This is a genomic window from Variovorax sp. YR216, from assembly GCF_900107745.1.
Classification (GTDB): domain Bacteria; phylum Pseudomonadota; class Gammaproteobacteria; order Burkholderiales; family Burkholderiaceae_C; genus Variovorax.
In genome coordinates this window covers 23,436-37,240 of the sequence record NZ_FNRO01000005.1, presented here as the reverse complement: position 1 = coordinate 37,240, position 13,805 = coordinate 23,436, and the positions used below count along the sequence as shown (strand labels likewise).

13 protein-coding genes are annotated in these 13,805 nt (G+C 66.7%); 9 read left to right on the top strand and 4 right to left on the bottom strand.

From position 1 onward, the window contains the following. Positions 1-8: 8 nt before the first annotated feature. Positions 9-404 (bottom strand): BLUF domain-containing protein, encoded by a 396-nt coding sequence (locus tag BLW05_RS16290; RefSeq protein ID WP_093164143.1) that lies wholly within the window; start codon positions 402-404, stop codon positions 9-11. Positions 405-495: 91 nt separating this feature from the next. Between BLW05_RS16290 and BLW05_RS16285 the strand changes: the two genes are divergently transcribed. From BLW05_RS16285 to BLW05_RS16265, 5 genes are all read left to right on the top strand, one after another. Further along, positions 496-1,266: a Crp/Fnr family transcriptional regulator gene (locus BLW05_RS16285; protein ID WP_256330343.1), complete on the top strand. Its 771-nt coding sequence runs from the start codon at positions 496-498 to the stop codon at positions 1,264-1,266. Between the two features lie 289 nt (positions 1,267-1,555). Further along, complete coding sequence (locus BLW05_RS16280) at positions 1,556-2,455, top strand: glycosyltransferase (RefSeq protein WP_093164142.1); 900 nt, start codon at positions 1,556-1,558, stop codon at positions 2,453-2,455. Next, positions 2,455-3,327: a glycosyltransferase gene (locus BLW05_RS16275; RefSeq protein WP_093164141.1), complete on the top strand. Its 873-nt coding sequence runs from the start codon at positions 2,455-2,457 to the stop codon at positions 3,325-3,327. Before BLW05_RS16280 ends, BLW05_RS16275 begins: the two co-directional genes overlap by 1 nt. Beyond that, positions 3,324-4,436, top strand: a complete 1,113-nt coding sequence (locus BLW05_RS16270) for a Gfo/Idh/MocA family protein (protein WP_093164139.1) — start codon at positions 3,324-3,326, stop codon at positions 4,434-4,436. Before BLW05_RS16275 ends, BLW05_RS16270 begins: the two co-directional genes overlap by 4 nt. 2 nt (positions 4,437-4,438) lie before the next feature. Continuing rightward, a complete protein-coding gene (locus BLW05_RS16265) occupies positions 4,439-5,530 on the top strand; it encodes an NAD-dependent epimerase/dehydratase family protein (RefSeq protein ID WP_256330357.1) in 1,092 nt (363 codons plus the stop codon). Between the two features lie 19 nt (positions 5,531-5,549). On the opposite strand, the gene BLW05_RS16260 is transcribed toward BLW05_RS16265, so the two are convergent. Together BLW05_RS16260 and BLW05_RS16255 are read right to left on the bottom strand one after the other, a co-directional pair. Further along, positions 5,550-6,482, bottom strand: coding sequence for a glycosyltransferase family protein (locus BLW05_RS16260; RefSeq protein WP_093164137.1), 933 nt, complete (start codon positions 6,480-6,482; stop codon positions 5,550-5,552). A 104-nt stretch (positions 6,483-6,586) separates the two neighbouring features. Continuing rightward, positions 6,587-7,468 carry a DUF6279 family lipoprotein gene (locus BLW05_RS16255; protein ID WP_256330342.1) on the bottom strand — a complete coding sequence of 294 codons (882 nt, stop codon included), beginning with the start codon at positions 7,466-7,468 and terminating at the stop codon, positions 6,587-6,589. Here BLW05_RS16255 and glmU point away from each other — a divergent pair. Further along, positions 7,467-8,897 (top strand): bifunctional UDP-N-acetylglucosamine diphosphorylase/glucosamine-1-phosphate N-acetyltransferase GlmU, encoded by a 1,431-nt coding sequence (glmU, locus tag BLW05_RS16250; RefSeq protein ID WP_093164134.1) that lies wholly within the window; start codon positions 7,467-7,469, stop codon positions 8,895-8,897. The genes BLW05_RS16255 and glmU overlap by 2 nt on opposite strands. A 6-nt stretch (positions 8,898-8,903) precedes the next feature. On the opposite strand, the gene BLW05_RS16245 is transcribed toward glmU, so the two are convergent. Next, the gene (locus BLW05_RS16245; protein ID WP_093164132.1) at positions 8,904-9,383 is read right to left on the bottom strand and encodes an Lrp/AsnC family transcriptional regulator; all 480 of its coding nucleotides are present in this window, start codon (positions 9,381-9,383) and stop codon (positions 8,904-8,906) included. Positions 9,384-9,520: 137 nt separating this feature from the next. Here BLW05_RS16245 and glmS point away from each other — a divergent pair, with 137 nt between their 5' ends. The 3 genes from glmS to BLW05_RS16225 all read left to right on the top strand — a co-directional run bounded on the left by glmS (position 9,521) and on the right by BLW05_RS16225 (position 13,482). Further along, positions 9,521-11,401, top strand: coding sequence for a glutamine--fructose-6-phosphate transaminase (isomerizing) (glmS, locus tag BLW05_RS16240; protein ID WP_093164131.1), 1,881 nt, complete (start codon positions 9,521-9,523; stop codon positions 11,399-11,401). A gap of 765 nt (positions 11,402-12,166) precedes the next feature. Continuing rightward, on the top strand, positions 12,167-12,889 hold the full coding sequence (locus BLW05_RS16230) for a hypothetical protein (RefSeq protein WP_093164128.1): 723 nt from the start codon (positions 12,167-12,169) through the stop codon (positions 12,887-12,889). Further along, positions 12,886-13,482, top strand: a complete 597-nt coding sequence (locus BLW05_RS16225) for a hypothetical protein (protein ID WP_093164126.1) — start codon at positions 12,886-12,888, stop codon at positions 13,480-13,482. The genes BLW05_RS16230 and BLW05_RS16225 overlap by 4 nt, the downstream gene beginning before the upstream one ends. The last annotated feature ends 323 nt before the right edge of the window (positions 13,483-13,805 follow it).

Sequence of the window (13,805 nt, the reverse complement as noted above, 5' to 3'; positions counted from 1 at the left end):
TCCGGCGATCAGCTGGAAATATCGAAGCGGGAGCGCAGCGCGATGAAGTATTCGAGCGCTGCACTCCCGTGGAGCGCGTTCACGTCCACGAGATCCTCGTGGTCGTCGACTTCGGCAAGGCCCATCTCGAAGCGCTGGTAGCGCCGCTGCGTCAGTTCGCCGTCGTAGAGCACGCGCAACTCGACGTGCCGCCGGTCGGCTTCCAGCCGCGCCAGCAGAGCCTGCACCGCGTCGGCCGGGCCCTCGAAGTGGTGGCAGAAGCGCATCCCGTCGAAGATCAGAAGCCCGGTGATCCCGTCGCGCAGATTGCGCGCGCGAGAGACAGTCACGATCTGGCCGACGACGGTCGTGGACTGGTCGGTGGCGAGCAGGCTGATGTAGAGGACTTCCCGAAGAGGCGGCATCTGTCGTCGTGTGTAGGGCAATGGCAGTCTAGGAGGCCGGACGAATCCTCGAAATGTCAAAAGACATGCGTGGGCGACCTATAGTGATTTGGTGAATTTCGAGGACCACCCGCTCCCGGTTTCCCCCCCGCGCTGCGCGCATCCCTGCGACGCGTGCGGCCTGCGCCGCAACCCGGCGTTCCTGCCGATGTCGGCGGACGAGGTGCGGGTCATCGAGTCGTTCCGCACCGGCACGCGCTTCTTCGACGCCGGCCGCCCGGTCATCGACGAGTTCCGGCTGAGCGGGCAGCTCTTCACGCTCTATTCCGGCTGGGCGTTCCGCTTCAAGACGCTGGCCGATGGCCGGCGGCAGATCCTGAGCTTTCTGCTGCCCGGCGATTTCATCGGATTGCAGGACGAATTCGCCGACGGCCATACCCACGGCGTCGAGGCGATGACCGCGGTGGCCCTCTGCGCCTTCGAGCGCGAGCGGCTCTGGGATCTCTTTCGCGGGCATCCCAAGCTCGGCTACGACATCACCTGGCTGGCTGCGCGAGAAGAAAAGATGGTGGACGACAACCTCGTGACCACCGGCCGCCGCAGCGCGGGCGAGCGCGTCGCGATGCTGCTGATGCACCTGTACCGCCGGGCCGAGCGGCTCGGCCTGGTGCGCGACGGCTGGGCGGAATTCCCGCTGAGCCAGCAGCACATCGCCGACGCCCTGGGCCTCTCGCTGGTCCACACCAACAAGACATTGCGGCGCCTGCGGCAGCTCAACCTGCATCGGCTCGAGAGCGGCTGGCTGCGCATCATGGAGCCGCATGCACTCGAAAAGCTGGGCGACTACTTCGAGCGGCCGATGCAGCCGACTCCGCTGATTTGAAGGCGCCCGGCATCCTGGCTGGAATGAACGTTGCGTGCTTGGCTCAACCCTTCCTTCGGAGATATTGCCAGAGTCATAGCGCCGTGGCGTTTCGCACAGTTGGCCGCGTCGTAGTAGTTAAGACTTAATTTTGATGTGTATCATCGTGCAACCGATATCTCTGAGGCCTGTCTCGCATGGACTCCTCGGTGCTCACAGGCTGGGAGGGTCTCTCGTCAATGTCGAATGCAGGTGTAGCTCGTCTCGCGGTGGCGCCGCGGCGCCGTGATATTCGCGACAAGCGCGAGCCATGACCCCGTTGACGCTGGAAGCCCTCACGGCCTCCTACAACTCCGCCGCGACGCTGTCGGAAACCCTCGCCTCGGCGTGGGAGGACAACCGTGTTCCGGTGCTGCTGGTGGACGACGGCTCCAGCGACGGCTCGGCCGACTACGCCGAGCGTTGTGAAGGCGTGCGCGTGATCCGCCAGCGCAATGCCGGCCCCTCGGTGGCGCGGAACCGCGCGATCCTCGAAAGCCAGGCGGATTTCGTGCTGTTCCTCGACAGCGACGATCTGCTCCTGCCCGGGTACCGGACGGCGTTCGAAGCGGCGCTGGCCGCGAATCCGGACGCCGACGTGTTCGTCTGCGGCATGCAGGTGGTCGACGACGAAGGCCGTCCGGTCGATCGCCATGCCGCGCCCAGCCTGCAGCCGACGGCCTTCCTGAGCGTGCTGGGCGGCGAATCGGTGCCGACCAACGGCATCATCGTGCGGCGCGATGTCTTCGCGCGCAGCGGCCTGTTTCGGCCCGGACTCCATCACGCGGAAGACCTCGACCTCTGGCTGCGCATCGCGGCAGCGACCGACAAGTGGGTTCGCATGGACCACTCGCTCGCGGTGTACCGCCTCCGCGGCGGCTCGCTGAGCAAGAACGGGCAGGCGATGTGGCGCGGCATCCGCCAGGTGGTCGGCATGGCGTCCCGCCTGCCGGTGGGTTCGCCGAAGTCGCGACGCGTCACCGCGCGCCATGCACTGCAGGGCGGCGCGCGCTACGTCTACAACATGGCCTTCGCGCCGATGCTGCGCCAGCGCGCGCGTTCGTCGATCGGTCAGGCGCTGCGCGAAGTGGCGCGGCTGCCGGTGCGCTTCTGGCCGCTGGTGCTGCGCGACGGTTTTTCCAGCCTGCGGCGGCGGCAAGGCTCGCATTGATGCCCGAGTTCAGCGTCATCATCCCTTGCTACAAGCAGGCGCACCTGCTGCCGACGGCGATCGAGTCGGCGCTCGCGCAGGCACGGGACGTGGATCTCGAAGTGATCGTGGTGGACGACGGTTCGCCCGACAACGCTTCCGAAGTCGCGAGCCGCTATGACGGCGTGATCGTGATCCGCCAGCCCAATGCGGGCCTCTGCGCGGCGCGCAATCGCGGCATCCTGCGCTCCCGCGGCCGGTACCTGCTGTTCCTCGATTCGGACGACTACCTGCGCCCGGGCATGCTGGCCGCGGCCGCGCGCGCGTTCGCAGAGGCGGACGAACTCGACGTGGTGCACGGCTATGCCGACGTGGTGGACGAGGGTGGCGAGAAGGTCATCGGCGAATTCGGCGGACAGGACATCGGCCGCGATGCGTTGCATGCCCTGCTGCGCAAGAACATCGGCCCGCCGAACACCTTCGTCGTGCGGCGCGAGATGCTCTCGCAAGTCGGCCTCTTCGATGTCGGCCTGCGCTCCTGCGAGGACTGGGACCTGTGGCTTCGCATCGCCGGGCGCGGCGGCAAGTTCGGGCTCGCGCGCGACATGCGCAGCGTCTACCGCATGGTGCCCGGCAGCATGAGCAAGAACGTGGAAGTGATGTGGCGCACTGGGCGCACGGTCATCAGCCGCAATGCGCGCGCCCATGCGGACTGCCGCTCGTGCCGCGAGGCGCGGCATGCAGGCATGGTGGGCTTCTCGCTGTCGATGCGACCGCTGCTGCGGGACCTGGTCCGCTCGCCCGGCGGCAAGTCGCGCGCGGCCGGTATCCTGCTTCGCAACCCCAGCCTGCTGGGCTGGCAACTACGACGGGTTCTTCGGATCGACAGATGACTAGCGAGATCAGCAGCGACAGCGCAATCGAAAGCAAGGCGGAACTTCCGCTCAAGGTGCTCATCATCGGCTGCGGCGCGGTGGTGGAGGAATACCAGGGCCCCGCGGCACGCGAGGCGGAGCGCCAGGGATGGCTCGAAGTCGTCGGCCTGGTGGACCGCAGCGAAGAGCGGCTCGCGCGCTGCCAGGGCCTCTTCCCCGCGGCCAAGTGCTACACCGACCTGGAACGTGCGCGCGAAGCCGACATCGCGCTGATCGCCACGCCGGCGCGCAGCCATGCGGATCTCGCGGTATCGCTGCTCGGGCGCGGCTACAACCTGCTGGTCGAAAAGCCGATCTGCGCCACCGCCGCCGAGGCGCGCACCATGCGCAACGAGGCGGACAGGCTCGGGCGCATGCTGGCCGTGGGGCACTTCCGGCGCTTCTTCCCGGCCATCGAGACCGTGCGCACGCTGATCGCTTCCGCCGTGTTCGGGCCGGTGCGCCGCATCGTGGCCGACGAGGGCGGCATGTTCCGCTGGCCGGCCGCGTCGGCGGGCTTCTTCACGCGGCAGGAGGGCGGCGGCGGCGTCACGCTGGACATCGGCATCCACATGCTCGAGATCCTGGTGTCGTGGCTCGGTCTGCCCGAGGTCGTCGACTACGCCGACGACGCCATGGGCGGCGTGGAGATCAACAGCGCCGCCAAGCTGCGCTGGCCGGGCGGCACCGAGGCCGACATCCGCCTGAGCTGGGACGTGGAGCTGGCCAACCGCTATCGCATCGAGTTCGAGCGCGCGACCGTCACCTGGCGCACCGGCCAGGCCACCGATCTGCTGATAGAGATCGACGGCGTGCCGGTCCCCCAGCTCGCGACGAGCCGCCAGCAGTACGGCAGCACCGCCGAGCATTCGACGCCGGCGCATGGCTACCTCGGCGCCTTCACCGCGCAATGGAAGGATGTGGTGGACGCGGTCCGCGAGAACCGCAAGCCCCGCGTCAGCGGCGGCACGGCCATGGCCGCGCTGTCGCTCGTCGAAACCATGTACGCCCGCAAGCGATTGATGGACATGCCCTATTTCGATCCGGAAGAGTCCGCCCGCGCCCGCCAGCTCGTGGAGGCCGCGTGACCATGCAAGTTGCAGTGCTCGGAGGTTCCGGATTCGTCGGCACCCGCCTGATGGAGAAATGGGTGCTCGGCGGCACGCACGAGGTGCGCGCGATCGTGCGCAGCCCCTACAGCCTCGCCCGCATGGCGCGTTTTGCGCTGCCGTCGTGGAAGCAGGCCGACATCTTCGATGCCGCCTCGCTGGCCGAAGCCGTTCGCGGGTGCGATGCGATGGTGCATGCGATCGTCGGCGATGCCGCGCAGATCGTCGCGGCCGCGCAGGCCGCGGTGGAAGCGTGCAAGACCGCAGGTGTTCGCCGGCTCGTCTACCTCAGCAGCGCCTCGGTGCACGGGCAGAACCCGCCGGCCGGCACCAACGATGCCACCCCGCTGAAGGACGACCAGCCCAACGACTACAACAACGCCAAGGTGCGGGCCGAGCGCGCGCTGCGCGAGGCCTCGGGCGTGGAGGTCTGCATCCTGCGGCCCGGCATCGTCTACGGGCCGCGCTGCCAGTGGTTCGGCGGGCTGCCGCGCGCGCTGCATTCGAAACAGGCGTTCCTGGTCGAGGGCGGCCATGGCCTGTGCAACCACATCTACGTCGACAACCTGATCCATGCGATCGAGCTGGGCCTCACGCATGCGCGCGCGACCGAGGGCGCCTTCTACGTCGCCGACAGTACCTGCATGACCTGGCGCGAGTTCTACCAGCCGCTCGCGCAGGCGCTGGGCTTCGACGTCTCGGACTTCCGCGACGTGCCGGCTGCGAGCGTTCCCGCGCGATCGTTGCGCGACCGCGTGGCGTGGGCCAAGCAAGTGCCGGCCTCGCGGATGATCCTTCCGATGTTCAGCCGGCGCCTCAAGGATGCGGTGAAGGCCGGCCTCGAGCGCTATACGGCGCCGCCGATCGCCAGCGGCTTCGTGCTGCCGCACCCGCCGTCGCCATCGGCGGACTACGAGATCAGCCAGCTGCACACCTGCGCGACGCGTCTGCCGATGGATCGCGCGGTCGAGGTGCTCGGCTACGCGCCGCCCATCGGCGCCTCCGAAGGCCTCGATCGAAGCGCGCGCTGGCTCGCCGGGCTCTGGGTCACTGCGCCCCCCGCGAAGAAGTGAGCGGGCGAGCGCGGCCGCGTCAGGCCGAGCGGTAGACGCGGCCGATCGCCGCCGCGATCCTCAGCTCGAGGCGGCGCCGCGCGAGGTCGCCGTCGTCCCACACCTTGATCGGCGCGTTCGCGAACTGGAAGTACGCCTTGGCCGCGAGCCGCGGCGGTTGGCCGCGCAGCGCCTGCTGGATGTGCTTGCCGTGCCACGGCTTGACCGAGCCGATGGCATGCGAGAGGTAGTAGCCGCCCGGCGCGAAATCCATCGCCTCGGGGCCGGCGGTGTTCAGCGGGGCGTCGTAGACGGTCAACGCGAAGTTGAGCGCGTCCTGGTCCGTCGAATGGAAGAGATCCGCCCCGCCGCCGATCTTGAGCTTCTCGGCACCCGCGTTGTGGGCGAGCACGAGGTCGCACAGGCGCCGCCACAGGTCGAGGAAGTCCAGGTGCGCGCGCGGGACCGCGATGAAGCCGGCGTTGTAGTAGCGCTCGAGCGCGCGCTTCGGCACCACGCCGTGCGGCTCGAAGAAGCGGTTCCATTGCAGCCGCTTCGGATGCCGCGCCGGGAAGCACCAGTTGACGTCCTCGATCAGCGAGATGCCGTCGTCGGTGAACCACCCGCAGAACGACGGCCAGTCGCACTTCACCACGATGTCGGGGTCGATGTAGGCCATCACTGCCGCTTCGGGCGCATGCTTTTCGAGCAGGTCGCGAATGAAGGTCGGCTTGTAGTAGGTGAAGTGCACCGGCGTATCGAGGAACATCATGCGAAGCGTCAGGCCGGGCGCGACCTCGAATCTGCCGGTGCCTGCGTCGAACGAAGGCGCGCCGGTGATCCATGCCGGCAGTTCGCCGCGGTAGCCAACCCACAGATCGCCCTGATAGCCCGCCGCGATGAGCGAATTGGTCAGTGCGGCGACGCCGTAGTGGTAGTTCTTTTCGAAGAGCGTGCAGAGGCTGATGTTCATTCGGAAATGGGTCGGTCGGTGCGCAGGACGGGCGCCCTCAAGTGTAGACAAATGTTGTACTTTGCGGCCGGATATTGCCTGTGTCATTCGTCATAGTTCGGGCGCTAAAGCGCTGATGCCAGCTCGCGCAGATCGTCCTCGTAGGCCTGGAGTCGTTGTCGCGCCTTGCTGCGTTGGGCGGGCGTGGTCTGGTTGTGCAGCTCGGCGATGTTGCGGCACGACTCCTCCCGCTGCGCCTGGCGCCGCTCCCGCTCCGTGCCGGTCGGCTCCGCCACGTGACGCACGAAAGCGCGCACCGCGGCCTGTGCATCGGCAGGGGCGGCCTTCTCCGTCAGCAGTCGTCGGAGCAGAACGAGGATCTCCTGCTGACGGGTCCTGCGGCTGGCGTCGACCTCGCGCGGGTCGAAGCCGGACTGTGCGATCTGGCGGCGCAGCAGATCGCGCTGCGCCGGATCGAGCCGGCCGTAGAAGTCCTCGCTCCGGTCGAGGAACTGTTCATAGCGCTTTTCGCGCTGGTCCTTCAGGCTCAGCGCGATCCACTCCTTGCCGTAGTCGGCGTTGACCCGCGCGTACTTGCGTTCGAGGTGCACGAGCTGCGCATCGCTGAGGCTCATGGCAACGTCCGCGCCCGCGGACACTGCGCGGTCCGACAGGGCGAGAAGGCGGGCCTGGATCGACTCGACCAGCTCGCAGGCTTGCGCCGGCGTGACGTCGTTGGCCGCCAGCGTGCGCGTCTGACGCAGCAGGTCGATGACTTTCGGAAGTTCGTTCTGCCGGTGCCACTCGAGCACTTGCGTGAGTTCGTCGCGCACCCGCGGCGTCTGGGTGCTGTCGAAGTCGACGTAGCTGTCGAGCCACCAGTAGCTCACCTCCGGCAGGTTGTTGTAGGCGAGCTTGATCGCGCTGCAGGCCGCAAGGCACCCCACGAGAACCAGCGCCCCGATAATTCGCGCCAGCCTTGCGCAACGCATCCGGAAAAGTGGCATGAATCAGACCCCGCAACAGAATCAGGAACCCATCGACGTCGTCATCATGGCGGCCGGCAAAGGCACGCGCATGAAAAGCAGCATGCCCAAAGTGTTGCATCGATTGGGCGGCCGCGCGCTGGTGGCGCATGTGATCGACACCGCGACGCGCATCGGCGCGCGCAACATCGTGGTCGTGACCGGCCATGGCGCCGCCGACGTCGAGGCGGCGCTCGAAGGCGCGGCAGCCGGCAGGGCGCCCGCGTTCGCCCGGCAGGTGCCGCAGCTCGGCACCGGGCATGCGGTGCAGCAGGCGGTGCCGCACCTGCCGGACGACGGCACGGTGGTCGTGCTCTCGGGGGATGTGCCGCTGATCGGCGAATCCACCCTGCGCGCCCTGGTTGCCCAGAGCGCCGGTCGCCGCCTCGCGCTGCTCACCATCCGTACCGCCAACCCGAAGGGCTACGGCCGGATCATTCGTGCCGAAGGGCAGCACGACGGCGACGTGCTCGCGATCGTCGAGGAAAAGGACGCGACCGAAACCCAGCGCGCGATCGACGAGATCTACACCGGCGTGATGGCGGTGCCCAGCCGCTTGCTCAAGGCTTGGCTCGCGCGCCTGGACAACAAGAATGCCCAGGGCGAGTTCTATCTGACCGACGTGGTCGGCTTCGCCTCGGTCGATGGCGTGCCGATCGTCGCGCACCGCACGGATGATGCGATCGAGGTGCTCGGCGTCAATTCGCCTTCGCAGCTGGCTGCGCTCGAGCGCGCGTTCCAGCTTCGCCAGGCCGAGGCGCTCATGGCGCAGGGCGTGCGGCTGGCCGATCCGGCGCGCTTCGACCTGCGCGGCACGCTGGCCTGCGAGGCGGATGTGGAGATCGACGTCAACTGCGTGTTCGAGGGCGCGGTGTCGCTCGGCGCCGGCGTGACCGTGGGCGCCAACTGCGTGATTGCCAATGCCCGCATCGAGACCGGCTCGGTGATTCATCCCTTCACGCACATCGACGGCGAGAAGGCTGGCGTGACGGTCGGCGCGGGCTCGCTCGTCGGGCCTTTCGCGCGGCTGCGCCCGGGTGCGCGGCTGGGCCCCGAAGTGCATATCGGCAACTTCGTCGAGGTCAAGAACTCCACGCTCGCGGCCGGCGCGAAGGCGAACCACCTGGCGTACCTTGGCGACGCGACGGTGGGCGAGCGGGTCAACTATGGTGCCGGCAGCATCACCGCGAACTACGACGGCGCCAACAAGCACCGCACGATCATCGGCGACGACGTGCATGTGGGCAGCAACTGCGTGCTGGTGGCGCCGATCACCATCGGCGCGGGCGGCACCATCGGTGGTGGCTCGACGGTGACCAAGAGCACCGAGCCCGGGGCGCTGACCATTTCGCGCGCGCGCCAAACCAGCTTTCCCAACTGGCAACGGCCCAAGAAAGCGCCGAAGAGCTGAGCGCCTTCAGTCGAGCCCGGGCAGCGGTACGCGCGGCGAGAACTTCGCGCGCTTCACGCTGAAGAAGGCCTTCACATTGCGCACGTTGGCGTCGTTGGTGAAGAGCCGCTGCGCGAGCGCGTGATAGCCCGGCATGTCGCGCACGGTGACCATCAGCACGAAATCCGGCCCCGGCGAGACGCGGTAGCACTGCTGCACCGCGTCGTCCGCCACCGCGCGCTGCTCGAAGGCATCGAGCGCCGAGGCGTCCTGCCGGTCCAGAGAGACTTCCACGATCGCGGTGAGCAGCGGGGCGACACGGCCGGCGTCGAGGATCGCGACTTCGCTCTCGATCCAGCCCGATTCGCGCAATCGGCGCACCCGGCGCAGACAGGTCGGCGGGGAAATGTTGAAACGCTCCGCCAGCGCCCGGTTGCTTTGCTTGGTGTCCGTTTGCAGCGCGTCCAGAAGGTGAAGGTCGGTTTCGTCCAGGTCCATTTGTTTCATGATGAATGACATTATGAAATAAACGGACACAAGATGGAGGTGACGAAATTTAATGTCGAAGGAGAATCAAAACAAGTCGATAAATTTCTCTCTACCCCTCGTACGATTCGCCAACTTCCAACCCAGGAGCACCCCCCATGTGTGGCATCGTCGGCGCCGTTTCAGGACGCAACATCGTTCCCGTTCTCGTGCAGGGCCTGCAGCGCCTCGAATACCGCGGCTATGACTCGTGCGGCGTCGCTGTGCATGCCGGCGGTCTGCAGCGCGCGCGCACCACGTCGCGTGTGGCCGACCTTCTCGCGCAGGTGCGTGACGACCACATCGAAGGGCTCACCGGCATCGCCCACACCCGCTGGGCCACGCACGGCGCACCGGCGGTCCACAACGCGCACCCGCATTTCAGCCACGGCCCCGGTGCCGATGCGGAGACAGCGCGGCCCGGCCGCATCGCGCTGGTTCACAACGGCATCATCGAGAACCACGAAGCGCTGCGCGAGGCGCTGCAGGCCAGGGGCTATGTCTTCGTGAGCCAGACCGACACCGAGGTCATCGCGCATCTCATCGACAGCCACTACGACGGCGACCTCTTCGAAGCCCTGAAGGCGAGCGTCCAGCAGTTGCACGGCGCCTATGCGATCGCCGCGATCTGCCGCGACGAGCCGCACCGCGTGGTCGGCGCGCGCGCGGGTTCCCCGCTGATCCTCGGTGTGGGCAAGGAGCAGGGCGAGAACTTCCTCGCCAGCGACGCGATGGCGCTGGCCGGCGTCACCGACCAGATCGTCTACCTCGAAGAGGGCGACGTGGTCGACATCCAGCCCGGCAAGTACTGGATCGTCGACCGCGCGCACAAGCCGGTGACCCGCCCGGTGCGTACGGTGCAGGCGCACAGCGGCGCGGCCGAACTCGGTCCGTATCGCCACTACATGCAGAAAGAGATCTTCGAGCAGCCGCGCGCGATCGCGGACACGCTCGAAGGCGTGGAGGGCATCGTGCCCGAGCTCTTCGACGGCATCTCGGCCGATGGCACGCCCGGCGCCGCGGCCTGGCGCGTGTTCAAGGACATCGACAAGGTGCTGATCCTCGCCTGCGGCACCAGCTACTACAGCGGGTGCGCCGCCAAGTACTGGCTGGAAGCCATCGCGAAGATCCCGACCCAGGTCGAGATCGCGAGCGAGTATCGCTATCGCGAATCGGTGCCCGATCCGAAGACGCTGGTCGTGACGATCAGCCAGTCGGGCGAGACCGCCGACACGCTGGCTGCGCTCAAGCATGCGCGTTCGCTGGGCATGGAGCACACGCTCACCATCTGCAACGTCGCGACCAGCGCGATGGTGCGCGAGTGCAAGCTGGCCTACATCACGCGCGCCGGCGCGGAGATCGGCGTGGCATCGACCAAGGCCTTCACCACGCAACTGGCGGGGCTCTTCCTCCTTACGCTCGCGCTGGCGCAATCGCGCGGCCTGCTGACGCAGGAGGACGAAGCAAGCTTTCTCAAGGAGATGCGCCACCTGCCGGTCGCGCTGCAATCGGTGCTCGCGCTGGAGCCGCAGGTCATCAGTTGGGCGGAGGACTTCGCGCGCAAGGAGAACGCGCTGTTCCTCGGCCGCGGCCTGCACTTCCCGATCGCGCTCGAAGGCGCGCTCAAGCTCAAGGAAGTGACCTACATCCACGCCGAGGCCTATGCGGCCGGCGAACTCAAGCACGGCCCGCTGGCGCTCGTGACCAGCGAAATGCCGGTCGTCGCGGTGGCGCCCAACGACGCGCTGCTCGAGAAGCTCAAGAGCAACCTTCAGGAAGTGCGCGCGCGCGGTGGCGTGCTCTATGTGCTGGCCGATGGCGACACCCGCATCGACAGCTCCGAAGGCGTGCACGTGATCCGCATGCCCGAGCACTACGGCGCGCTCTCGCCGCTGCTGCATGTGGTGCCGCTGCAATTGCTGGCGTATCACACCGCCTGCGCGCGCGGGACCGACGTGGACAAGCCGCGGAACCTGGCCAAGAGCGTCACGGTCGAGTGAGGCGGGCGGGATGGATCCCGCGCTCTTGAACTTCCTATTGATTGGGAGAATTTGTCTTTGATGGAATGGAAAGTTTCAATTATTTTGAGTTGTGGAGAATTCTTCCAAATCAGTTTCGAGGTGGTGGTCGCTCATAACAAGGTGGTTTGCGGTGAAGCGATCTGCTGAGCCAGACACCGGCTTGGTTCCAATTTCAAACTCCCAGACGGCCTCCGCGTAGCACGCATTCCAGAAGAAATGCGACCCTTTCCCCGGTGCCGCGCCCCCGCGAGCCGGTATGTGACCCGCACGCAGCCCATATGCGCGACGTCGAGGACGACGTGTAGTTCCTCCGGTTGGTCCTTGGTCGCCTCGGGCAGCCGTTGCGACCCTCGGGCGATCGAGTCACCCGAGACCTTAGCAAGGATGCCATGCGTCGGCAGGAGCGTCAGAGCAGACGGCGCAGGGGGCTCGACCGGTCGAAGCCAATCCGTAGCGGCTCGGATCGGGGGAAGGATGCGTAGGGAAGCATCGGCCCACAGGTCGGCCGCGACGTCCTCCAGGACCCCAGGATCAACCGTCTGCCAGTGTCTCTGTAGGTGGTGGGCGCATACGCGGCGATCCATTCCGAGCGGTCCATCGAAACACTGTGCATCCATCCAGCATTTGTGTCCAAAGCCGGGTGGAATCCGGGTTATAGACGGAGGGCGGGTGATTTCCTGCGCTTTCCGGCCTCGCGGGCCTTGCTACAGTAGCAGCAGTATGGCTCGGACTCGATACTCCTTCATGTTGCGCATGCTGCGGCGTGATCCGGACGCGATCCCAATGGAACGGATCGGCGAGTACATCCGTGAGTTCGCTGGCTTACTGGGTGCGGAGAATTCGCCCGTCTTCAAGGGTGTGAAGAAGGCCAGCACTGGGCTTCGGGCATTTGTGCCTGAGGATCGCGTGCAGTACTCCAGGGCGCGTATGGCAGAGGCGCGGTTGAACCCGGAAGGGAAGGCAGGGCGGTATTGTCGCAAGTTGGAATCGATGCTTGCCGAAGACGCGATCGCCGAAACGCAAATTCTTGATGAGGCGGGGAACGTCCTCCATGCGCTCTTCGGTGCTCGCGCGATTGCAGACGACAAGGCCAACCGGTTGACCCAGGAGGCCACAGTCGATGGTGTAGTGACCGGGCTGGTTGGTGCCGACGACACCATGCACTTGCACCTACGTGATCATTTCGACCGGGACCTCCGGTTGGTTGTCCGTGATGAGGCACTTGCGCGGGCGATCCTCTCCCGTTTCCGCGACGGCGCGGTGCGCCTCCGGGTTCGTGGCTCCTGGGTCCGAACCGATCAGGGATGGGCCCCGGAGGTGAATAGGTGCACGGTGCTCGGCTATCAAGTGCTGGAAGACGTGCCCGTCGGCGCGGTGTTCGCGGACCTTGCTGCGGTCGAGGACAACGGGTGGCGGGAAACAGCTGACCCGATGTCGCTGTGGGAGACGATTAGGGGGCTGCATTGAACCTTCCGAAGATCATCGCGGTAGATGCCAACTTCCTAGTCGCATGGGTCTCGCCAAACACATCAGCCGACGACAAGGCCCGCATGGCCTACCTCTTCGAGACCGCCGAGAAGAGCAGATGCAAGGTAGTCCTCCCGATGCCTGCGGTAGCCGAATACTTGGCCGGCGCCGACATGGCTGGAGTTGAGAGTCTCAACCTGCTGGAGCGAAAGACGTGCATCCTGCTCGGCGATTTCAACCGCGCCGCTGCGTTTGAGTGCGCCCAGTTGGACAGGGCGGCAATGCGGGGCTCTGAGGACAAGAAGGACGGGTCCGATGCACCTTGGCAGAAGGTGAAGATCGACCGTCAGATCGTGGCTATCGCAAAGGCGAATGGTGCGGGCCTAGTGATCAGCAGAGACAAGGGCGTGCGAAACAACGCGCTCCGGGTTGGCATGTCGGCGATAAAGGTGGAGGAACTAGAGCTTCCCATGAGCGCCCGACAGGGCAAGCTCGCCTTGGTCGAGCCCGAGCCACGCGCGGCAACGGGCAAGGGCCAACGCAAGCCAACGTTGACCGCAGTGCCCAAGGCCGGGGCGTCCGAACAAGGCTAGGCCCGCCGTGCTCGCCGCACTCATCGCGCGGTGCTAGTCAACCGCTGAGAACCGCGCGGCCTGCTTGGCAAGCTGCAGGCTGACTCCAACACCGTCAGGCAGCGGCGTCCCGTCGGCCGTCATGACCGCGAAGCCCTCACGCTAGATGCCTTGGCGGGTCAGGATGCACACGAGAGACCCCGGCGTGCCCCAGGAGCGTCGAGCCCTGATGCTGCGTTCCCTCTGTATCGTCCGCCGCGGCCCGACGCGCACAGGCGGTCAATGCGAGTTCCGAGCGGTTGTGACGATGAATTCCGGCAAAGTATGCGGTCATCGATCCAGTC

Coding starts and splice junctions, on each gene's coding strand:
- BLW05_RS16290 (WP_093164143.1), bottom strand. CDS start 404: ATGCCGCCTCTTCGGGAAGTCCTCTACATCAGCCTGCTCGCCACCGAC.
- BLW05_RS16280 (WP_093164142.1), top strand. CDS start 1,556: ATGACCCCGTTGACGCTGGAAGCCCTCACGGCCTCCTACAACTCCGCC.
- BLW05_RS16275 (WP_093164141.1), top strand. CDS start 2,455: ATGCCCGAGTTCAGCGTCATCATCCCTTGCTACAAGCAGGCGCACCTG.
- BLW05_RS16270 (WP_093164139.1), top strand. CDS start 3,324: ATGACTAGCGAGATCAGCAGCGACAGCGCAATCGAAAGCAAGGCGGAA.
- BLW05_RS16265 (WP_256330357.1), top strand. CDS start 4,439: ATGCAAGTTGCAGTGCTCGGAGGTTCCGGATTCGTCGGCACCCGCCTG.
- BLW05_RS16260 (WP_093164137.1), bottom strand. CDS start 6,482: ATGAACATCAGCCTCTGCACGCTCTTCGAAAAGAACTACCACTACGGC.
- glmU (WP_093164134.1), top strand. CDS start 7,467: ATGAATCAGACCCCGCAACAGAATCAGGAACCCATCGACGTCGTCATC.
- BLW05_RS16255 (WP_256330342.1), bottom strand. CDS start 7,468: ATGCCACTTTTCCGGATGCGTTGCGCAAGGCTGGCGCGAATTATCGGG.
- BLW05_RS16245 (WP_093164132.1), bottom strand. CDS start 9,383: ATGAAACAAATGGACCTGGACGAAACCGACCTTCACCTTCTGGACGCG.
- glmS (WP_093164131.1), top strand. CDS start 9,521: ATGTGTGGCATCGTCGGCGCCGTTTCAGGACGCAACATCGTTCCCGTT.
- BLW05_RS16230 (WP_093164128.1), top strand. CDS start 12,167: ATGTTGCGCATGCTGCGGCGTGATCCGGACGCGATCCCAATGGAACGG.